A 19,367-nucleotide genomic window follows, 5' to 3' on the forward strand; every position below is an offset into this window, starting at 1 on the left:
CTTAACCGCCCAGTCGCTTAATCGGGCGACTCGTCCTCGTCCGGCCCCGGTTCCTCCTTGTGCAGGTATGAAAAACGCGGCTTTTGCTCCTCCACCGAAGGGCGCCGGTCCGCATACTCCTGCTCCTCGATCACGTCGAGATACTGGCTGCCATCGATAGGATGGGTCATCAAGGTGCCATCGACGGCGGTAGCGTCTGGACGGGGTTCTTGCCGTGACGGCTGCGTGCGCTCGTGTTTCTCGCGCAACGGATGCCTGGTCTGCTGTTCCATGACGTCCTCCTTTTCCCTCGGACTGCGCAGGCGAAAAAAGTTCCTTCGTTCAGTATAGGCGCCATGCGCAGGCACGCCAGGGAAGCGGCCATGCCTGCCGCCGAAATCGCGCTCGCAATGTCCGCGCCGTGTGAATGAATGGCGACGACGGCGCGTCAGCGCACGCTGCGCAAGGTGTCGCGCTCTGCGGCGGCGCGCTTGAGCGCAGCCTCGGCCTGCGCGACTTCCTTTTCCATCGATTGCTGGCGTGCCCAGTAGGCTTCGTTCAGCCGCGAGCCGCCGCCGGCGTTGCCGGTGCGTTCGCCCGGCAAGGGTTCGATGCCGGCCTGGCGTCGCTTGCGTGCATCCTCCAGCAGCATTTCCGCGCGAATCACATCCGACGTCGCTTCTTCCAGGGTTTTCCGCCTGCCCGTCGCCGGGACGGAGTTCACCCGGTCAATCTGAGTCGGTTCGACCTGCGGCGGAATCGATGGCCTGTTGCGCGCTTCGGTGGTCCACGGATTGCCCTTGACCGGCGGTTCCACCGTGATGGTCTCGTCGAGCTTGCCGCCCTTGAGGATCTTGTCGGAGTAGACGATGCGCCCGTCCGGCATCACCTGCCGATACACGGTGGCGCCGCCTTCCGCAGGACGCGTCGGTGCGGCGCCGCTTTCGGCAAGAGCCTGCGCGGCGGCGCAGGCGGCGGCGAGCGCGAGGGCAGGAGCGAGGCTGGGGTGGGGCATGGAAAACTCCTTGGTGTTGCGATGGCGGAAGGGCTTGCACACAGCATGCCAAAGACGCGCGGCGGATGCATTGAAGGCGCTCACAAAAGCGCTCACTTGCAGGCGCAATTTTTTCGCGCCCGACGTCATCACGCTGTCATCTTGGCACCCTAGCATGGCAGTCTTGCATCTGCCTGCGGACGGGAGAATGGAGATGAGCCCAGATATTTTGATCATTCGGGATGGCAACGGTTATCGTATCCTGCACGGGCATCTGCGCCTGGCGAGCGAATTGAGCCTGCATCGGGAAGTCGACGTCGATGTGGCGGACGAGGGACGGATCAGGGTGGTGCGCACGCGGCAAGGCTATTTCGCCGCCTCGGGCGGGCATCGCCTGCCCATCCTCAGGCTCTGAGCTCAGGCACTGAAGCGCCATGCAGATGGAAAACGGCGTCGACCACGCAGCGATTGCGCCCGCCTTCCTTGGCGCGGTAAAGCGCCTCGTCGGCCCTCTTGAACGTGGCGGCCGGCTCGCTCCGGCGCACATGCTCGGCGATGCCGATCGAAATCGTGACTCGCAGGTCGGCGCTGATATCGGGAAAGGTCAGCTGTTCCACTTTTTTCCTCGCCCGTTCCGCGGAAATCAGCGCGCCCTCGCTCAAGGTGTCGGTCAGCACCATGACGAATTCCTCGCCTCCGATGCGGCCGAAAAAGTCAGTCTGGCGCATGCTTCCCGCGACGGTCGCGGCCACGCTGCGCAACACCTCGTCGCCGGCCGGATGGCCGTAGGTATCGTTGATCTGCTTGAACAGGTCGATGTCAACCATGCAGATGCAAAAGACCGACCCGTTGCGCAGGCAGCGCTGCGCCTCTTCCGCGACCCGCTCCATCAGGTAGCGCCGGTTGTAGACGCCGGTGAGTTCGTCGCGGATGGCCATGTCGCTGATGCGTTGCAGCGCCGCTTCCAGTTCCGTATTGCGCTTGGCCAGTTCCTGGTTGTTGACGCGCACCTTGTGCCGCAACCTGCCGATGTAGCCGGCCAAAAACGTGAACTGGGCCAGCGTCGCCAGTAGCGCCATCCATTGCAGGATTTCAACCTTCAGCACAATGCCGTCCGGCCGCTGGCGCACCAGCAGCGCGATCAGCAGCGCGTAGCCGCACAGGATGAGCACTGCTAAGCCGGCGAAGTCGCGCGTCTTGAAGCGGAACAATCCGAACAGCAGCATCGACAGCAGCAGCACGAGGTAGGTGTTGCGCGCGTCGCCGGAAAAATACATCAGGTTGAACACCACCAGCGTGGCCACCGCCATCTGGGAAAAGGTCAGGCTGGGGTCGGCCAGGCGCTTGTTCAGTCCGCTGCGGATGAGGCAATAGAACATCAGGTTGAACGTGATCGTCAGCACCGCGTAACGCGTCACGATGGTTGAGCTGAAATACCCCATGCGCCAGCACACCAGCACGAATGCCGAATTCATGAAGTAGGCGGCAATGCCCAGGAAAAACCGCTTGAGCCGCAGTTCCTGTTCAGGATCGTTGCGGGGAAAGATTCCAAAACAATTCGCAGCCATGACGTCTCCCTCGTGTCGCTGTCTGACGCAGCGTCGATCCTTCCATGCCATGCCGAAGCGGCCGGTGCCGGCTAACTTTTGGTATGGGCGATTTTATATTCAAATAGTAAATTACTGGCAATCGACCCGTCTTCAAAAAAGGCGGCCATTTCCCGCCTATCTCCGCGCTTGCTGGGCCGCTACGGTGCGGCGTCCGGAGCCGGGACGAACGGTTCTGTTCCATTCGGAAATTCTCTTTTCACTTGCGGTTAATTGAAACTGTGCACCTTGCGCGCTCTCAACGCGACAACGCGACTGCGGCGTACATTAAATAGCGACCCGGAAGCGTTGTTTGACATTCACAGACCTAGACAGGCGGACAGAGATGATCAACTTTATCGTGGTAGGCAAATGCAAGCGAGTGGTATCCGCTGTGCTGCAGGCGATCCGCAGCTTTACCGATGCCAAGTGCGTCGTGATCGGCAGCGAGGCGACCGCGTCATTGCGCTGGTCTTCGCTCTGCAAGCGGCAGTTCACGATGGACATGCTCGGCGCCGATGACGTGCGTTTCGTTCAAGCCGTCAATGCCATCGTCAAGCGCACGCCGCACGTGGTGCTGATCCCCGCAGACTGCGACGCCATCCGCCTCGTCAACCGTGTGCGCGGGCAGTTGCAGTTGCGCGTGACGCCGATTCCGGACCTGGCGACGCTGGACATGTTCGACAACAAATGGCTGTTCTACCAGTTCTGCACGCGGCATGGCCTTCCGGTGCCCGCCACGCGCTTCATCGGCGCGAAGTCGGCGCTCGATTACGACGCGGTCGCGGCTGAATTCGGCGTGCCGTTCGTGGTCAAGCCGCTTAACCAGGCCGGCTCGACCGGTGTCCAGATTATCCGCAGCAAGGCTCAGTTCGACACAGCCATCCTCAACGATGCCAGCTACGACTATGGCCCGCTGATCGTGCAGCGCTACATCGACGGCACGGATATCGACGTGAGTTTTCTCGCCATCGGCGGGCGCTTATGCGCTTTTGCTGTGCAGCAAAGCGCGCCCTCGAAGATCGTCTTCGTGCAAAATGCCGAGCTGGAGGCGCTGGCTGCAAGGCTGTGCCATGCCGGCGCCTATCACGGCGTGATGCACGTCGATGCGCGCATCGATGCGGCCAGCGGCAAGGTTTACCTGATCGAATCCAATCCGCGCTTCTGGGCCACCCTGACCGCGTCAGTCTGGTGCGGCCTGAACTTTGTGGCGGAAAGCATCCTGCAGGCGCCGCGCCTGAACGGCGCGCTATGCCTGACATCGGGAACGGCGAGCACCCGTCATCCACTGATCCGTCCGTCTTCCTGGCGCCAGCTCATTGGCGATGCCGGCTGGCGCGGCAGGCTGCTGCGAGCCGTCGCCTTCGACTTGCCCACCCTCAGGGATTTTGCGCGGGAACTGCCGCAAACCGGCATGCGCTACCTGAACAGGCGAGCGGGCATGCTCCTCAAGGAGCCGGATGCAATGCCGGCGATACCGGAGCTGCGCGGTAATTCACTCGATGGTGCGGTGCACTGAATCGCTGCGGCGAGTTCCCCATCGCGCCGGTTTCCAGCCTCTTCATTCCTTCCTCCGCTACGACTGCCCGGTCAGTCGTAGCCGGCATCCCAATCGATAACCAGATCAGAATTTCTCGTTAGCAAGAATGTTTGTCAAGGTCTGTCGCCTGCTTGCGATTAGAGGGGTTTACCAACAAACCGAACAAAGAGATTGTCACAAATTGCAACACTGCAATACTATGTGATCGTTGGTACACTTGGTTGCAAAAACGTTGCTGATTTTTTCTGAGTTTTACGCTCGCTTGTTAACAGTACCGTTTGGGTGGGAGACAAATTAATGAATATTAAAAAGATCCGTATCGGACAAAGGCTGGCTCTCGGTTTTGGCGTGGTCATCGCATTGCTGCTCATGCTGGCCGGGTTGGCGTGGGTGCGCATCATGAGCCTCAACAGCGAGGTTAACCTCATGATCAAGGACCGCTATCCGAAGACCGTGCTGGCCAATGGCATCAAGGCCGATGTCAGCGAAACCACGCGCAACATGCTCAACGTGCTGGTCATGACCGATCCGGGCCAGATGAAAAAGGAGCTCGTCAACATCGAGCAAAAGAACAAGAGCATCGACGAATCGATCGCCACCTTAAGCAAGATCATCACCAGCGCCAAGGGTATCGAGTACATCAAGGCCATCACCGAACTGCGGGACAAGTTCGTGCCGGCGCAGACGAAATTCGTCGCCCTCGTCAACGAAGACAAGAAGGACGAGGCGATGGTGAAGCTGATGTTTTCGATCCGCCCCCTGCAGGCAAAGTACTTCGAGCAGATCGATGGCTTCATCAAGTACCAGAATAGCGAGATGGAGTCGTCCGGCACGGAATCGTCGGATGCCGCCAAGCGTACCGAACTCATGATCATGGCGCTGGCGCTGGTGGCCAGCGTGATTTCGGCGCTGGTCGGCTTTCTTGCCACCCGCAGCATCACCCGACCGCTCAATGAGGCGGTGGATGTCGCCAAGCGCGTGGCCGACGGCGACCTCACCAGCGACATTCAGATCAAGACCCATGACGAGACCGGCGAGCTGATGCAGGCGCTCAAGCACATGAACGAAAGCTTGTCGAAGATCGTCGGCGAGGTGCGTGGTGGTACCGACAACATTGCGATGGCGTCGCGCGAAATTGCCAGCGGCAATGCCGAGCTGTCGGCTCATACGCAAGACCAGGCCAGCTCGCTGCAGGAGACCGCGACCTCGATGTCGTCGCTGACCGACACCGTGCGGCAGAACGCCGACAACGCGCGCCAGGCCAACACGCTGGCCGCGTCGGCCTCGGAAGTGGCGGTCAAGGGCGGCGATGTGGTGTCGCAGGTGATCGACACGATGGGATCGATCAACGCATCGTCCAAGAAGATCGTCGACATCATCGGCGTCATCGACGGCATCGCGTTCCAGACCAACATCCTCGCCCTGAACGCGGCGGTGGAAGCCGCGCGCGCCGGCGAGCAGGGCCGCGGCTTCGCGGTGGTGGCGGCCGAAGTGCGCAACCTGGCCCAGCGTTCCGCGTCGGCGGCCAAGGAAATCAAGGCGCTGATCGGCGATTCGGTGGAAAAGGTCGAAGTCGGCAGCAAGCTGGTCGGCCAGGCCGGCATCACGATGGACGAGGTCGTCAACAGCGTCAAGCGCGTGACCGACATCATGGGCGAGATCACCGCGGCCAGCCAGGAACAGAGCCTGGGCATTGAACAAATCAATATGGCCATCAACCAGATGGACGGCGTGACACAGCAGAATGCCGCCCTGGTGGAAGAGGCGGCCGCGGCGGCGGAATCGATGCAGGACCAGGCCGCCAACCTGGCGCGTCTGGTCAGCGTGTTCAAGGTGGGAGGCGAGCGTGCGGCCGCCCTGCCGGCGAAAGAACAATCCGTGCCGCCCGCAGCGGCAAAACCGGCTGCGGTTCGAATTGCTGCTCCGGCGTCCGGCGCACTACAACAAGTGCGCGCCAAGGCGGCCGGCAGCGACGAATGGGAAGAGTTTTAAGCCGGTTCGTCCGGCACGGTTGTGGGACGGAAGTTTTGCAGTAAGACGGGTCAGACGTCGATTCAGCGAATTCACTAAAAAACTATGGGAGGCAAAATGAAATTCGGTATGCGTATCAAGCAGTTGTTGATTGTGGGTGGCCTCGTGGCTGGTTTTTGCCAGGCAGGGCAGGCGGCTGAAGTCGCCGGCATCAAGTTCGACGATACTGCCAAGGTCGGCGGCAAGGAACTCAAGCTCAACGGCGCAGGCGCGCGCGCATGGGCAGGGCTGGTCAAGGTATATGCCATTGGCATGTATCTGCCGGAAAAGAAAACTACTCCTGCCGACGTTCTTGCGACGAACGGCCCGCGCCGCATGAAACTGGTATTGCTGCGCAAGGTCAACAATGAAGAACTGGGCCAAGCCTTCATGGATGGCCTGAACAAGAATTCCGACAAGGCTGAAAAATCGAAATTCGTCGATCAGACGGTCAAGATGGGTGAAGTCTTTGCCTCGATCTCCGACCTGGACAAGGGCTCGGTCATCGTGACCGACTACATCCCGGACGTCGGTCTGCAGGTGTATGTCAACGACAAGAAGATCGGCGAACCGATGGCCGGCATCGCATTTGCCAATGCGTATTTCAAGATCTGGCTGGGCGACAAGCCGGCCGATAGCTCGTTGAAAGAGAAGCTGCTCGGCAATTAAGACACGGCGCGGCCACGCCTGTCCGGCCGCTATCGACAAGCCATCCTGCGCAACAGGATGGTTTTTTTTTGCCAGTGAGCTAATGAAAACGGATGTTCCCCATGCCAAACAAGCCGATCAGGCCGATCGCGATCAGGTACAGCGCAACGATATAGTTGAGCAGCCGCGGCATGAGCAGGATCAGGATGCCGGCGATGAGCGAGGCCAGCGGGACGATGGACAGGTGCACAGACATGGCGCCACCTTTCGGAAGTCGGAAGTGCTTGCGATTCCAGTATAGGCGACTAAACTGGATTTAAGTCAGCGTGTAGTTGCATCCGCAGAAGCGGATTCGGTGAAAGCTGATGGCCCCTGACAAAGGGCAGAGATCGCGCCGAGGAACAACCCGACGACGCGCGATTACGAAGAGCCGCGGTGTTGATTGCCGTCGGCTCCCGCGAATGCAAACTCGTCGCCGTAGGCGACGATGGCCCGACGCCTGTACTGGCGTCGGGCTTTTGTTTTTGGCGACTCGCGCTGCCCGGTGGCGACGAGGCTGTGCCGCCGCTTATCTCCACCCCAGGCTGCGCCAGGATGCGGTGGCAAGAAGCGCGATGACCAGCGCGATGGCCGTCTTCATGGCAAGCACGGAAGGGCTGAACCAGCCGCCGCGCGGTGCCACGCTCAGCGTCCAGGTGGCATTCGGTACCTGCACCGTGCGGTTCACCGGGTCGCTCAGCGGGGTGTTGGCCGACGCGGCGATCATCTGCTTGTTGCCGGTATCGGGATGGATGCGCCAGAGCGCGTAATCGTATCCCCGCTCCACCAGCGCCGGCAGGCGGGCAGGGGCGACGATGTCGGGAAAACGGATCAGCACGACGACGAACCCCCAGAACTGGCGATTTCCTTTTTCATCGGTCAGATAGACCGGCAGGCGGCCTGCCGCGCCCTGGCCGCCTTGCACCAGCTTGAACGGCCCGGCCAAGGTGAGTTTGCCGGTTTCGCGCGCCAGGAAGGCTTCCTTGTCGCGCTCCGGGTCGGTCAGCAGGTTGTGGCCGACGGCTTTTTCATTGCCGGCAAGCGGAGAAATGTTGGTGACTATGCCGCCCGGCGCCAGCTCCAACGCCGCGATGCCGGGATAGAAGGAGCGCAGTGCGGCGGCGGCGGTGCCGAATTCATGTGTGTCGCCACGATTCAGTTCGATCATGGTCGCCATGGCATAGGTGGCGGACAGGGCATTCTCGATATTCATCTGCAGCGCGAGCGCGTATTCGCCGGCCAGGTTCGAGACGCGGTTGCGTTCCTGCTGGACGCGGCCGGCTTCCGTATACCAGATGAGCGCCACCGCCAGCAGCGCGCATACCGCGAAGACGAGGACTGTGCTGATCTGCGAGCGGCGGGTAGAGGAACTTTTTGTAGATACCATGAAGCCCAATCGGAAATGGTGCGCCCGTAAAAAAGATTCCCCCTTGTTGCAGGTATGGCAGGATTCTCCGGCGTATTGTAGCGGGCAAAATACGCCTTTGCACGTTCGGAAACAAATGTGCGCGACAATTCATTTACAGAAGGCCGCCGGGGCGTTCGACGGCCGGGCCTCCCTCATCGGGCAGGTTGGCCCCTATATGGCTTGGTCGCGTTCCACGCAAGGCCGAGCCATTCGTGCAGAGCGTAGTGGGCGCGGTACATGCCTTCGCCGCTGGGCAGGAAATCGGTCGCCGCCAGAGTGCCGTGGCTGCGCACTGAAACGGGGGCGGCGATCGCATCCAGACCGGTCTGCGCAAACAGTGTTTGCGCGCGCGGCATGTGCATGGCATCCGTCACCAGAAGGATGCGCCGTACCCCCGCCGCTTTCAGGATATCCGCCGACAGCACGGCATTTTGCCGCGTATCGTCGGAGCCGCCCTCGATCCAGCGGACCGGCACCCCGAAGTCCTCGCGCAGGCTGCGCGCCATGACGAAGGCTTCCGATTCGGCGCCGCCGTCCGGTGTACCGCCTGACACCAGGACCGGCAGCCCGGTTGCGCGCTGCAGTTGAGCGGCATAGCGCAACCGGACAAGCGTGAGGGATTTCGGCAGGTCGTGACCGCCGTACTCCGGCGCGTTCCTGGTGCGGCCGCCACCGAGCACGACGATCGCCTGCGCGCGGCTGTCTTGTACCGCGCCCGCGGCGCTGCTGCCTTCCAGCGGAGCGGCCAGCAACAGTGCGCCGGCCGGCGTGCTGATGACCGCCAGACCCAACAGCGCGCACACGCTCAGGGCAAGTCCCGCGCGCGGATACCGGCGCTGCAGCAGCAGCCCGGCCGCGCACAGCAATATCAGGTTGAGCGGAGGCAGCAGCAGGGCGCTGATGGCCTTGGTGGCAAACAGGCTGAGGGGCATCGTCGTCAGTCAAGTCAATGGGGCGTGCAACAGGGCATTGTGGCGAGAGTAATTCCATGCGTCAACGCTATGGCAGAAGGCGATGCACCGGAAAATGGATTTAGAGGATTTGTTACTAAAAATAACTCCTGACAAAGGGATTACCGACATGAACTAGCGGTCCGCTTTAAGTACTAACAGTTATCGAAGTGTCATCCAGATAACCAGCATCGGGCGGGAGCAGTCATGCACAGGGACAATCCTTCTACGCTACACTCATTGCCGAGCGGTCACGGGCTGCATGATCTTTCCTTTGATCAGCAGTCAGACGACGCCACGAATATGCCGGAGTTCTCCGGCGAGGTCGGGAGCATGTTCGGCAAGCACAAGGGAAAGCTGGCCGTCGGCGCGGCGGCCATGCTGGGCATCGCCATCTTTTACAAGTGGCGCGAGCATCGCCTGGCCAAGGATGACCCGGAAGAGTACGCGCGCCTGCAGCGCCTGAAGCAGGCCGTCAAGAACGAAGAAAGGACACACCAGGAACCATGAGCAAGCAACTCAAGATCGATTTTGTTTCCGACGTTTCCTGCCCGTGGTGCGCCATCGGCCTGAAGTCGCTCGAGCAGGCTCTGCGGCAGGTCAGCGGCGACGTCAGCGCCGAGCTGCATTTCCAGCCGTTCGAGCTCAATCCCCAGATGCCCCCGCAAGGGCAGGACATCGTCGAGCACCTGACCGAGAAATACGGCATCACACCCGAGCAGGTGGAGCGCAACGGCGAGCTGATCGCCGAGCGCGGCGAATCGGTCGGCTTCGAATTCCGCATGGACCGGCGCAACCGCGTCTACAACACCTTCGACGCGCACCGCCTGCTGCATTGGGCCGGGCTGGAAGGGCGCCAGAGCGAGCTCAAGCATGCGCTGCTGCGCGCTTACTTTACCGACGGTGAAAATCCCTCCTCGCACGAAGTCCTGGCGCGGCTGGCGGGCGAGGCGGGGCTGGATGCGCAGCGCGCCCGCGAAGTGCTGGACTCCGGCGCCTATGAACAGGAAACGCGCGCGCAGGAGCGCTTCTACCTGGAGCAGGGCATCCATTCGGTGCCGGCGGTGATCATCAACGACCGTTACCTTATCTCGGGCGGGCAGCCGGCCGAAGTGTTCGAACAGGCCTTGCGCCAAGTCGCTACCCAAGCCTGAGTCAGGCCTGCATGCGCTGCGCGAAGGCTTCGGGGGCCAGCGGCTCGCCGTAGAAATAGCCTTGCGCCATGTGACAGTTGCGCGTGGATAGGTAGGCCGCCTGTTCGGCGGTTTCGACGCCTTCGGCGATCACCTTCAGGTGCAGCCCCGCGGCCATGCCGATGATCGCGTCGGCAATGGCCATGTCGTCCTGCGCCTTGCCGATGCCGCAGACGAAGGAACGGTCGATCTTGAGCACGTCGACCGGAAACCGCTTCAGGTAGGACAGGCTGGAATAGCCGGTGCCGAAGTCATCGATAGACAGGCGCACGCCCATCTCGGACAGCCGCTGCAGCGTCGCCATGTTTTCTCCGCCGGGCTGCATCAGAATGCTTTCGGTGATCTCCAGGTCGAGCAGGTCGGCGCGCAGGCCGTACTCGCGCAGGATTTGCTCCACCATGCCCGACAGGCCGAGCTGGGACATCTGGCGCGTCGACAGGTTGACGGCGATGCCCAGCTCGCTCCAGCCGGCGGCCTGCCAGCGCCGCAGTTGCGCGCATGCTTCGCGCAGCACCCACTCGCCGATCGGCAGGATGAGGCCGGTTTCCTCGGCCACCGAAACGAACTCGGCAGGCGACACCAGGCCGTGTCCGGGCGGGTGCCAGCGCAGCAGCGCCTCGGCCGACAGGATGCGCCCGCTCGCCATGTCCACCTGCGGCTGGTAGCGCAGCTCGAATTCGCCGCGCGCCAGGGCCTGGCGCAGCTTGTTTTCCACCGTCAGCCGGCGCTGGATCGCCGCGTTCAAGCCTTGGGTGAAGAACTGGAAATTGCCGCGCCCGCTTTCCTTGGCGTGATACATGGCGGTATCGGCGGCGCGCATGAGCGTATCCGCGTCCTCGCCGTCGGACGGATAGATGCTGATGCCGACGCTGCCGCCGGCATGCAGTTCATGTCCCTCGACGTCGATGGACGGCTCGAACGCCTTCAGGACCTTGCCGGCGACCAGGGCCGCCTCCTTCGGCCGCGCCAGCGGCGACAGGAGTATCACGAATTCGTCGCCGCCGATGCGCGCCAGCAGGTCGTCGCGCCGCAGGCAGGACTGCAGGCGCAGCGCTGCCGCCTGCAGCAGCAGGTCGCCGACATGGTGGCCGAGCGAGTCGTTGATGCGCTTGAAATTGTCGAGGTCGATGAACAGCAGCGCCGCCATGCTCCGGTGGCGCTGCGCATGCGCGATCGCCTGGTTCAGGCTGGAGTGCAGCAGCAGGCGGTTGGGCAAACCGGTCAGCGCGTCGTGGTGCGCCATGTAGCTGATGCGCTGCGCGGCCTGATGGCGTTCGATCGCGATGCCCGCCATGTGCGCCGCCACGCCGGCCAGGCGCAGCTCTGCCGGATGCGGCCGGCGCGGTTCGTGGTAATACATCGCGAACGACCCGAGCACCGTTCCCTGCGAGGAAAAGATTGGCGTCGACCAGCAGGCGCGCAGGCCGAACTTCGATGCCAGGGCGCGATAGTCGACCCAGAGTTCGTCCCGAGTGATGTCGGTGACGATCACCGGCTTGCCGGAATAGATCGCCGTGCCGCAGGAACCGGCCTTGGGCCCGATCGGTGCGCCATTGATCGCGTTGGTGTAGTCGCCCGGCAGGTTGGGCGCCGCGCCATGGCGCAGGTGCATGCCGTCTTCGTCGAGCAGCAGGACCGAACCGGACATGCCGCGGCTTTGCGACTCGATCAGGCGGATCAGCTTGTCGAGGATCTGGCTTAGCGGCGCGCCGGCGGCAATCATTTCCAGCACCTCGTTTTGCCCGTCGCGCAGCGCGTCGGCCTTCTTGCGCTCGGTAATGTCGCGCGCGATCGCCGTGAAAAAATAGCGGTTTGCCAGATGGAACTGGCCGATCGATATTTCGAGCAGGATTTCCTGGCCCTCCCGATGCAGCGCCCGGGCTTCGATTCTGGCTTCGGACGGTTCCTTTTCGGTATTGTTTTGCTGCTGCAAGGCTTTACGGCCATGCCACAGGCAATCCGGGATCAGCGTGCTCAATGGTTGTCCAAGCACTTGCGCGGCCGGGTAGCCGAAGATTTTTTCGGTTGATGGATTGAGGTAGACGATGGTATTGCTATCGTCCACGGTGATGATGGCGTCGCTGGCGGCGGCAGTAACGATGCGGTAGCGTTCCTCGCTTTCGCGCAAAGCCTGTTCCACCTGGCGGCGCTCGCTCAGGTCGAGCACGAAAGCGATGCCATTCTCGCGCGAGCCGGCGAAAAACGTCCCGCCGATCAAGACTTGCACGCGTTCGCCACTGCCGCGGATGAGTTCCTTTTCGTAAGGCATCGCGCTGCCGGAGTGCATCAACTCATCCCTCGCCTGCCGGTCGGCGGCATGGTGCTCGGGCGGCGTGATGTCGTCCAGCTTGACCTTTTTCGCCAGGAGCATCTGGCGGGGCTGGCCGACGATGCGGCAGAACGCATCGTTCGCATCGGTGATATGGCCGTGAATATCCCAGCAAAATATTCCGATGACGTTCGAATCGGCAAGATGCCTGATGCGGACATCGTTTTCGCGCAATCCGGTTTCCAAAGATGTCCTCCATGCGCTTTCGTAACAGCCTGAAATTCAGGCCGGAACAGACGCTCAGTATTGGACGACGATTGGCGTGCATCGTTCTGGCCGGAGCCGCACGGCGGCTCCGGAGGCAAGTCGAGGCAATTACAGGCCAAACAGGATGGTCGAGATATTGTCGTAGATCGGGTAGACCGCATAACCCGGCAACTGCCAGCCGATCACGTCGAAGTGATCGTACTGGTTGTAGTAGCCGAGGTAGTTCCAGGTACCGCGCACCGAGGTGCCGTCGTAATTGCGCACCGGTTGCCCGGACGGCGACTTCATGCTGACCGTGTTGACCACGCCATCATTCGCAAACCAGCTGCTGTCGATCAGCACGCGGCTCGGATCGGTCTGCGTATACGATCCCATGCCAGGCACAAAAAGCGAGGGCACCACCCATTCGCCGGCGGTGTTCTTCATGAAAAAGATCATGTCGTCGCGCGCATACTGGTAGCTGGAGCTCTGGAACGGCGCGATGAGGCGGTCGGTCGAATTGCAGCAGAAGCTGCCCTGTTCGGTCGCCTTGCCGCCGATCGAGTAGTAGTACACGTTGGGCGATGTCTTGACCCAGCTGTTCAACGCCTTCGCGCCGTCCGGGCCCAGTTCCCACTGCGCCGAATCGCGGTTGGACAAGGACCAGAACGGCGCGCCCTTGGTGCGCTCGATGAAATCGCTGAACGATTCCGCCGGCCCCTGCGCCAATCCGTATTGCTCCAGATCGAAGCCATACACGGCATTGGCGCCGCCCAATCCGGCCACCTGGATGATGTCGCCGGCCAGTTCCGATACCTTGGGCACGTAATCGATGATCACGTCGCGCAGGGTGGTGCCGTTGTGCGGGGTGGCGATGGTGGTGGCGCTCTTGATCCAGCCGATCTTGCCGCCGGCGTAGAGCGCGCCACCGCCCTCGTCGCCGTTGGGCGAGCCGTTTTCCAGCAGCTGGATCAGGGTGCGCACGGTTTGCCCGCCCTGGCTGTGCGACACCAGGTGGATCGGGTGCGCCGCATCCCACTGCGGATACAGCGCGACCGGGTAATGGTTGGGGTTGTTGTCGGGATCGGCGGCCCAGCATTTGCCGGCCGGTTTCTGGATCTTGCCGTAGGCGGCGAACTGGGCGGTGCGCTGGGCGCCGTAGTCAGCGCAGCCGCCCTTGATCTGGTAGTACAGCTCGACGGCGCGGTCCCAGTTCGAGCTGACCGGGCCGACGCTCGCCGTGCGCACCAGATGCGAGCCGTTGTAGGTCTTCATGTGCGCTTCGACATCGTTGTAGCCGCCCCAGTACTTGAAGCCGGTGCCCTGCAATTCATCGGGACCGAAGCCGAGAAAGCCATGCACCAGGATCACCGGGTAGTTATTGGCCGCAAATGCCGATGGCGCCAGCGCAAGCACGGATGCCGCGACGGCGGCGTGCGCCAAAGTGCTGGCCGCTCGTTTCAAGACTGAATTCCAAATTGCCATAGATGTCTCCAATAAAAGTGGTTGCTTGTGGATGGGGCTCTCTTGGCGAAGCCTTCATAAAAAAACGCATCGACGAGAAACAGCTTCGTCGCTCTCCGGCGTAAAAGCGGTCGTGCATTACGGGGATGCCTGCGCGGCAGGGCAGCATCGCCATGTAAAAAGCGCAGCGGCCGCCGTTGCATCGAAGCGGGCGGTCGCTGCGGGAGCTCGGGCCAGGTCTGAGCTAGCGGTGATGCGGCAGGCGGGATGGAACGGGGGGCATGCTTTGTCTCCTGTGGAATCGGTGTTCCTGTTCTGGTTTTGAATGCAAACGATCTTGTTCGACTACATACGAAAAAAAACGAATGCATATCGCCACCGATAGACAGCCGGCGCGTCGCCGCATTCGCGCCGCGGCTTGTCCTTCAGGGACAAAGGCATGACTTCGCGAGCCACTGCATGACGATGGCGTGCGAATGCCAATGGCATGGTCTTTGCACATGAGAGCCGACCATGTTCATTGTTATCGTGGAGGAATGATGAAGACAGTGTCATCGACCTTATTGCTCGTCGCACTCATCGCAACAGGCGCAATGGCATCGGCGCAAGTGCTGGCGCGTAACACTTCCGGGGTGAGCTATCGCACCCTTGGCACCAGCGGCCCGGACGACCAGAACAGCCCGGCGCAGAGTTCCGGCGCCAGCGGCACGGCAGGCAGCGCAGCGTCCGGCGGCACGGCGCCGGCTTCTCCCAATTCGACCGGTGGTTCGCATACGCCCGGCACGTCCGCTTCCGGCGAAAAGGCGGATTGCCCTGGAGCGATGGCGCGCAGCGCGCACAAGGACAGCGGCAGTTCCAGCACCGGCAGCGGTTATGCCTTGTCCGGGCCGAGCACGCCGTCGGCCGGTGCCGATTGCGCAGGGGCGGCGTCCGGCGCACCGGCGCCCGGCACGTCGGGTAGCAGCAGCGGCAAGGCGTCGGGCTCGGGCGCCGCGTCGGGCCAGGAAAGCCCCGGCACGCCCGCCCGCAACGCACCGGAGGGCAACGCGCGCTAGCGGGCACGCCGGCCGCATGCCCATGGCAACCAATGACGGCATTTTTTTATGGAGGCACATGATGGAGATGAAGAGACTATCCTCGGCGATTCTAGTCGCGGCATTGTCCACGATGGCAGGAATGACTTGCGCGCAAACGCCATCGCAGGGTACATCGGGAAGCGCGTCGCGCGCCTTCGGCAGCGGCAACCCGGCAACACCCGATATGCCGAATACGCCGTCGGGCGCGCCGGGAACCACGGCGACTCCCGCGCCGGCTCCCGATAGCAGCGGCAATTCGGGCACGCCCGGCACCTCGGCCTCCGGCGCGACGATCGATTGCCCGCCTGCGGTAATGCGCGACAGGAGTGGCGGCGCGGGGAGTTCCGGTACCGCCGGCGGCGGTAATCTTTCAGGGACCGCCGCGCCAGCCGGAAACGCCGATTGCGCCGCTGCCGGTCCCGGCAGCCCTTCCGGCGTGAACGACGCTTCGGGAACCAGCGGCACACTGCCGTCCACGGGCTCATCCACCGGTTCGTCCGCCTACCCGGTGTCGCCGGGCAGCGGAGCGGTCGGCAGCGGCGGTTCTTCCGGGGCGCCGGCCGGCTCGCAGAGCGGACCGACCAACGGCCTGGGGCGCTGACAGCCTGGCCAATCCGTCGCATGGTGCCGTGCGGCGGACCGCATTCCTTCGGGCACGCCGAAAACCTTCCGGCCCTAGTCCTCTCATATCCATAAGCAGCGTCCGTGCGGCGTGATGGATGTCCGGGCGCAACACCCCGGCTGGTGCGGTTTATGCGTCACGCCGTCGGCGGCCACACTATGACAGACGAAGGGATAGCGAACGTTGAGCCAGCCATGGATTAGCGGTAATAAATTCACGCTTCTTGAAAATGGAGAGTCATTCTTTCCGCGCGTATTCGAGGCTATTGCCACCGCGCGGCACGAAGTGCTGGTCGAAACCTTCATCCTGCTCGACGACAAGGTCGGACAAGGCTTGCAGGCGGCAATCCTGACGGCGGCGCGGCGCGGCGTGCAAGTCGACTTGACGGTCGATGGCTTCGGCTCGCACGACTTGCCGCAGGAATTCATTGCCGCGCTGGTGGCCGCCGGCGTGCGGGTGCATATGTACGGGCCGGTGCCGCGCTTGTTGCGGCACATCAGCTATTTCCGTCGCCTGCACCGCAAGCTGCTGGTAGTGGACGGCACGCGCGCCTTTGTCGGCGGCATCAATTTTTCCGCCGAACATCTGGTGCATGACGGTCCCGGCGCCAAGCAGGATTACGCGGTCGAAGTCGAAGGGCCGGTCGTGGCCGAGATCCATCGCTTCATGCATGCCGCCATCGAAACCGGCGAGCACGCTCCGCGGCGCTGCCGCTGCCCGCGCCAGGAAGCGGCACCGCGCGGCGAGGCCGATGCGGTCTTCATGTGGCGCGACAATGGCGAACATCGCAACGACATCGAACGGCAGTACCGCCTGGCGCTGCGCCTGGCGCGCCGGCGCGTGGTGATCGCGAATGCCTACTTTTTCCCTGGTTACAGTTTTTTGCGAGACTTGCGCCAAGCCGCGCGGCGCGGCGTCGAAGTCTCCCTGATCTTGCAGGGTAATCCCGACATGCCGATCGTACAGACCGCCGCCGCCATGCTCTACGAGCACCTGCTGCACGGCGGGGTGCAAATCTTCGAGTACTGCGCCCGGCCCCTGCACAGCAAGGTGGCGCTGGTCGATGACGAATGGGCCACCGTCGGCTCCAGCAATCTGGACCCGCTCAGCCTGGCGTTCAACCTGGAAGCCAACCTGCTGATCCGCGACCGCGCGTTCAACCGCGTGCTCGACGAACGGTTGCAGCGGCTCATGGCCCGGCATTGCCGTCAGATCGACGTGCGCGATCTGAACGAGTCGAAGGCCTGGCGCAAGGTGCGCAGCTTTTTCCTATTCCACCTGCTGCGGCGCTATCCTTATTGGGCCGGGCGCCTGCCGGCGCACGCGCCGCGGCTGGCGCTGCTGCAGCCGCAGGCGCGCAGCGACGCCGCCGACGGGCTGGACGAGACGGCCTGCCCATGAGCGAAGCGCAGCATTCCGCGCCGCGCCCGCCACCGGGCCCTCGCTCGCCGCGCGCATGGTGGCCGCTCGCGCGGCGCGTGCTGACGCTGGCGTTTTTCATCCTGGTCGCCTGGCTGCTCGTGCTCCAGGCGCGCTCGGTGGACTGGGCCGAGGTGCTGGCCTCGCTGCGCCAGCGCCCGGCGCAGGGAGTGATGGGCGCGGTGGCGCTGGGCGTGGCGAGTTACCTGCTGTATTGCTGCTTCGACTTGCTGGGGCGTTACAGCACCGGGCACACGGTGCCGACGCGCCAGGTCATGGTGGTCAATTTCATCAGCTATGCGTTCAACCTCAATCTCGGTTCGCTGGTCGGCGCCGTGGCCTTTCGCTACCGCATGTACTCGGTGCTCGGGCTGGATGCGCAAACCGTCACCGGCGTGGTGGCGATGAGCATGCTGACCAACTGGCTGGGCTATGTGCTGCTGGCCGGCCTGGCCTTCTGGATCGTGCCGCCGGCGCTCCCGCCCGGGTGGCGGCTCGACCTCGCCGGCTTGCGCGCGCTTGGCGCGCTGTTGTGCGTGGCGGTCGTCGCATACATGTGGCTGTGCGCGCGCGCCCACCGTCGGGTCTGGCGCGTGTGCGGGCATGACCTGGTGTTGCCGTCGCTGCGCATCGCGCTGCTGCAGCTGGCCATGTCGACGGTCAACTGGCTGCTGATCGCGGTGCTGCTGTTCATTCTCCTGCAGCAAAAGGTTGCCTTCTTTACCGTGCTCAACGTGATGCTGGTGGCGGCCATCGCCGGCGTCGTCGCGCACATTCCCGCCAGTCTCGGCGTGCTCGAAGGCGTGTTTGTCGTGCTGCTGGCGGATCAATTGCCTAAGAGCGAGGTGCTGGCCGCCTTGCTCGCGTATCGCACCATTTACTATCTGGTGCCGCTGGCGCTGGCGATTCCAGCCTACTTGCTGTTCGAGGCGCGCGCGCGGCGCGCCGAGCGCATGGCATAAGCGACGAGAAACCGCCGTCGTCCGAAGTGACCTGTCGAGCCGATCATGACAATCACCGCCATCCCCATCGCCAGCGTCGGCGACCTGTCGCGCGAAGTGCTGGCGCTGGCGTCGGAAAACCGGAAGTGGCTGTTTCGTGGCCAAACCGATTCCGATTGGAACCTCATGCCGAGCGTGCAACGCGGCTACTCGGCACAGCAGGAACGCTACCTGACCAACGAATTCCGCGTGCGCGCGCGCAGCCGGCACATCGCCTGCCCGCAAAGCGACGATTACCCGGGCTGGCTTGCGCTCATGCAGCACTATGGGCTGCCGACGCGCTTGCTGGATTGGACTTATTCGCCGCTGATCGCTGCCTTTTTCTCGGTCCATCCCGATTATTCCGCGGCCGGGTTGGGCGCCTGCGACGCCTGCGTCTGGGCACTGGATGCAAGGAAACTGAACGAATCGCAGGGTTTCGAGCCATTGATCTTTCCGCTCGACGCCTCGTCCTACGAGCCGCTCATCGTGCCTGCATTCAAGAATCGGGACGAGCTCGGCACCGTGGGCGTGGCTATGGCGATCGAGCACGATCCCCGCATCCAGCTGCAGCAGGGGGCGTTTACGATCCATTCCTGCCGCACGCCGATCAACTTGATGGATGGGGCCGACACCTGGCTGCGCAAGCTCGTCATCGACCGCTCCCGTGTTGCGGCCTTCTTTGAAGAGCTTACCGCACTGGGTATCAGAAAATACACGCTGTTTCCGGATCTTTCCGCGCTCACTTCGGAACTAAAGTCCATGCACCGCCCGGCGGACGAAGAAAGCTGAGCGTGTCCCCGGCTTTGTTGATATGGGGTATCGCCCTTGAGATAAATCACAGCTTCTTAGGCGCAAATTGATCTTGTTTGCGGCGGCGGTGTCTAGAGTGCATGGAGCGGCCCGTCACATCGCGACAGGCACGAACTTCGCATACGAAAAAA

General features: G+C 62.8%; 19 protein-coding genes. 11 read left to right on the forward strand and 8 right to left on the reverse strand.

The window, feature by feature from the left end:
• Positions 1-17 precede the first annotated feature (17 nt).
• Both FAY22_RS01390 and FAY22_RS01395 read right to left on the reverse strand, forming a co-directional pair.
• On the reverse strand, positions 18-272 hold the full coding sequence (locus FAY22_RS01390; RefSeq protein ID WP_146328579.1) for a hypothetical protein: 255 nt from the start codon (positions 270-272) through the stop codon (positions 18-20).
• 155 nt (positions 273-427) lie between these two features.
• Positions 428-994: a hypothetical protein gene (locus tag FAY22_RS01395; RefSeq protein WP_146328580.1), complete on the reverse strand. Its 567-nt coding sequence runs from the start codon at positions 992-994 to the stop codon at positions 428-430.
• A gap of 193 nt (positions 995-1,187) precedes the next feature.
• On the opposite strand from FAY22_RS01395, the gene FAY22_RS01400 reads away from it, so the two are divergent.
• The gene (locus tag FAY22_RS01400) at positions 1,188-1,388 is read left to right on the forward strand and encodes a hypothetical protein (protein ID WP_146328581.1); all 201 of its coding nucleotides are present in this window, start codon (positions 1,188-1,190) and stop codon (positions 1,386-1,388) included.
• Here FAY22_RS01400 and FAY22_RS01405 read toward each other — a convergent pair.
• Positions 1,378-2,541 carry a GGDEF domain-containing protein gene (locus tag FAY22_RS01405; protein WP_168204729.1) on the reverse strand — a complete coding sequence of 388 codons (1,164 nt, stop codon included), beginning with the start codon at positions 2,539-2,541 and terminating at the stop codon, positions 1,378-1,380. The genes FAY22_RS01400 and FAY22_RS01405 overlap by 11 nt on opposite strands.
• Positions 2,542-2,905: 364 nt before the next feature.
• Here FAY22_RS01405 and FAY22_RS01410 point away from each other — a divergent pair, with 364 nt between their 5' ends.
• From FAY22_RS01410 to FAY22_RS01420, 3 genes are all read left to right on the forward strand, one after another.
• Positions 2,906-4,078, forward strand: coding sequence for an ATP-grasp domain-containing protein (locus FAY22_RS01410; RefSeq protein WP_146328583.1), 1,173 nt, complete (start codon positions 2,906-2,908; stop codon positions 4,076-4,078).
• Positions 4,079-4,396: 318 nt separating this feature from the next.
• Positions 4,397-6,091, forward strand: a complete 1,695-nt coding sequence (locus tag FAY22_RS22555) for a methyl-accepting chemotaxis protein (RefSeq protein WP_210411871.1) — start codon at positions 4,397-4,399, stop codon at positions 6,089-6,091.
• Positions 6,092-6,187: 96 nt separating this feature from the next.
• Entirely contained in the window at positions 6,188-6,778 is a 591-nt protein-coding gene (locus tag FAY22_RS01420; RefSeq protein ID WP_246860613.1) for a chalcone isomerase family protein, read from the forward strand.
• Between the two features lie 79 nt (positions 6,779-6,857).
• Here FAY22_RS01420 and FAY22_RS01425 read toward each other — a convergent pair whose 3' ends face one another.
• From FAY22_RS01425 to FAY22_RS01435, 3 genes are all read right to left on the reverse strand, one after another.
• Entirely contained in the window at positions 6,858-7,013 is a 156-nt protein-coding gene (locus tag FAY22_RS01425) for a DUF3096 domain-containing protein (RefSeq protein ID WP_146328584.1), read from the reverse strand.
• Between the two features lie 312 nt (positions 7,014-7,325).
• A complete protein-coding gene (locus FAY22_RS01430) occupies positions 7,326-8,183 on the reverse strand; it encodes a CHASE domain-containing protein (protein ID WP_146328585.1) in 858 nt (285 codons plus the stop codon).
• A 173-nt stretch (positions 8,184-8,356) separates the two neighbouring features.
• Positions 8,357-9,136, reverse strand: coding sequence for a YdcF family protein (locus tag FAY22_RS01435; RefSeq protein ID WP_146328586.1), 780 nt, complete (start codon positions 9,134-9,136; stop codon positions 8,357-8,359).
• A 321-nt stretch (positions 9,137-9,457) separates the two neighbouring features.
• Here FAY22_RS01435 and FAY22_RS01440 point away from each other — a divergent pair, with 321 nt between their 5' ends.
• Positions 9,458-9,664 carry a hypothetical protein gene (locus tag FAY22_RS01440; RefSeq protein ID WP_146328587.1) on the forward strand — a complete coding sequence of 69 codons (207 nt, stop codon included), beginning with the start codon at positions 9,458-9,460 and terminating at the stop codon, positions 9,662-9,664.
• Positions 9,661-10,308 (forward strand): DsbA family oxidoreductase, encoded by a 648-nt coding sequence (locus tag FAY22_RS01445; protein WP_146328588.1) that lies wholly within the window; start codon positions 9,661-9,663, stop codon positions 10,306-10,308. The genes FAY22_RS01440 and FAY22_RS01445 overlap by 4 nt, the downstream gene beginning before the upstream one ends.
• Before the next feature lies 1 nt (position 10,309).
• On the opposite strand, the gene FAY22_RS01450 is transcribed toward FAY22_RS01445, so the two are convergent.
• Together FAY22_RS01450 and FAY22_RS01455 are read right to left on the reverse strand one after the other, a co-directional pair.
• Positions 10,310-12,862, reverse strand: coding sequence for an EAL domain-containing protein (locus FAY22_RS01450; RefSeq protein ID WP_146328589.1), 2,553 nt, complete (start codon positions 12,860-12,862; stop codon positions 10,310-10,312).
• 129 nt (positions 12,863-12,991) lie between these two features.
• The gene (locus FAY22_RS01455; RefSeq protein ID WP_246860614.1) at positions 12,992-14,326 is read right to left on the reverse strand and encodes a triacylglycerol lipase; all 1,335 of its coding nucleotides are present in this window, start codon (positions 14,324-14,326) and stop codon (positions 12,992-12,994) included.
• Positions 14,327-14,919: 593 nt separating this feature from the next.
• Here FAY22_RS01455 and FAY22_RS01460 point away from each other — a divergent pair.
• From FAY22_RS01460 to FAY22_RS01480, 5 genes are all read left to right on the forward strand, one after another.
• A complete protein-coding gene (locus FAY22_RS01460; protein WP_168204730.1) occupies positions 14,920-15,381 on the forward strand; it encodes a hypothetical protein in 462 nt (153 codons plus the stop codon).
• Positions 15,382-15,502: 121 nt separating this feature from the next.
• Complete coding sequence (locus FAY22_RS01465) at positions 15,503-16,003, forward strand: hypothetical protein (RefSeq protein WP_210411872.1); 501 nt, start codon at positions 15,503-15,505, stop codon at positions 16,001-16,003.
• A gap of 204 nt (positions 16,004-16,207) precedes the next feature.
• Positions 16,208-17,425 carry a cardiolipin synthase ClsB gene (gene clsB, locus FAY22_RS01470; RefSeq protein ID WP_146328593.1) on the forward strand — a complete coding sequence of 406 codons (1,218 nt, stop codon included), beginning with the start codon at positions 16,208-16,210 and terminating at the stop codon, positions 17,423-17,425.
• The gene (locus FAY22_RS01475; RefSeq protein WP_146328594.1) at positions 17,422-18,405 is read left to right on the forward strand and encodes a lysylphosphatidylglycerol synthase domain-containing protein; all 984 of its coding nucleotides are present in this window, start codon (positions 17,422-17,424) and stop codon (positions 18,403-18,405) included. The genes clsB and FAY22_RS01475 overlap by 4 nt, the downstream gene beginning before the upstream one ends.
• 45 nt (positions 18,406-18,450) lie before the next feature.
• A complete protein-coding gene (locus tag FAY22_RS01480) occupies positions 18,451-19,215 on the forward strand; it encodes an FRG domain-containing protein (protein WP_146328595.1) in 765 nt (254 codons plus the stop codon).
• Positions 19,216-19,367 lie beyond the last annotated feature (152 nt).

It is taken from the genome of Noviherbaspirillum sp. UKPF54, from assembly GCF_007874125.1.
In the GTDB taxonomy this organism is placed as follows: domain Bacteria; phylum Pseudomonadota; class Gammaproteobacteria; order Burkholderiales; family Burkholderiaceae_D; genus Noviherbaspirillum.

Excerpts from the sequence above, each read along its gene's own strand:
- FAY22_RS01405 (WP_168204729.1), bottom strand. The coding sequence starts at position 2,541 with ATGGCTGCGAATTGTTTTGGAATCTTTCCCCGCAACGATCCTGAACAG.
- FAY22_RS01430 (WP_146328585.1), bottom strand. The coding sequence starts at position 8,183 with ATGGTATCTACAAAAAGTTCCTCTACCCGCCGCTCGCAGATCAGCACA.
- FAY22_RS01410 (WP_146328583.1), top strand. The coding sequence starts at position 2,906 with ATGATCAACTTTATCGTGGTAGGCAAATGCAAGCGAGTGGTATCCGCT.
- FAY22_RS01465 (WP_210411872.1), top strand. The coding sequence starts at position 15,503 with ATGACTTGCGCGCAAACGCCATCGCAGGGTACATCGGGAAGCGCGTCG.
- FAY22_RS01440 (WP_146328587.1), top strand. The coding sequence starts at position 9,458 with ATGCCGGAGTTCTCCGGCGAGGTCGGGAGCATGTTCGGCAAGCACAAG.
- FAY22_RS01395 (WP_146328580.1), bottom strand. The coding sequence starts at position 994 with ATGCCCCACCCCAGCCTCGCTCCTGCCCTCGCGCTCGCCGCCGCCTGC.
- FAY22_RS01475 (WP_146328594.1), top strand. The coding sequence starts at position 17,422 with ATGAGCGAAGCGCAGCATTCCGCGCCGCGCCCGCCACCGGGCCCTCGC.
- FAY22_RS22555 (WP_210411871.1), top strand. The coding sequence starts at position 4,397 with ATGAATATTAAAAAGATCCGTATCGGACAAAGGCTGGCTCTCGGTTTT.
- FAY22_RS01460 (WP_168204730.1), top strand. The coding sequence starts at position 14,920 with ATGGCATCGGCGCAAGTGCTGGCGCGTAACACTTCCGGGGTGAGCTAT.
- FAY22_RS01420 (WP_246860613.1), top strand. The coding sequence starts at position 6,188 with ATGAAATTCGGTATGCGTATCAAGCAGTTGTTGATTGTGGGTGGCCTC.
- FAY22_RS01480 (WP_146328595.1), top strand. The coding sequence starts at position 18,451 with ATGACAATCACCGCCATCCCCATCGCCAGCGTCGGCGACCTGTCGCGC.
- FAY22_RS01435 (WP_146328586.1), bottom strand. The coding sequence starts at position 9,136 with ATGCCCCTCAGCCTGTTTGCCACCAAGGCCATCAGCGCCCTGCTGCTG.
- FAY22_RS01400 (WP_146328581.1), top strand. The coding sequence starts at position 1,188 with ATGAGCCCAGATATTTTGATCATTCGGGATGGCAACGGTTATCGTATC.
- FAY22_RS01390 (WP_146328579.1), bottom strand. The coding sequence starts at position 272 with ATGGAACAGCAGACCAGGCATCCGTTGCGCGAGAAACACGAGCGCACG.
- FAY22_RS01425 (WP_146328584.1), bottom strand. The coding sequence starts at position 7,013 with ATGTCTGTGCACCTGTCCATCGTCCCGCTGGCCTCGCTCATCGCCGGC.
- FAY22_RS01445 (WP_146328588.1), top strand. The coding sequence starts at position 9,661 with ATGAGCAAGCAACTCAAGATCGATTTTGTTTCCGACGTTTCCTGCCCG.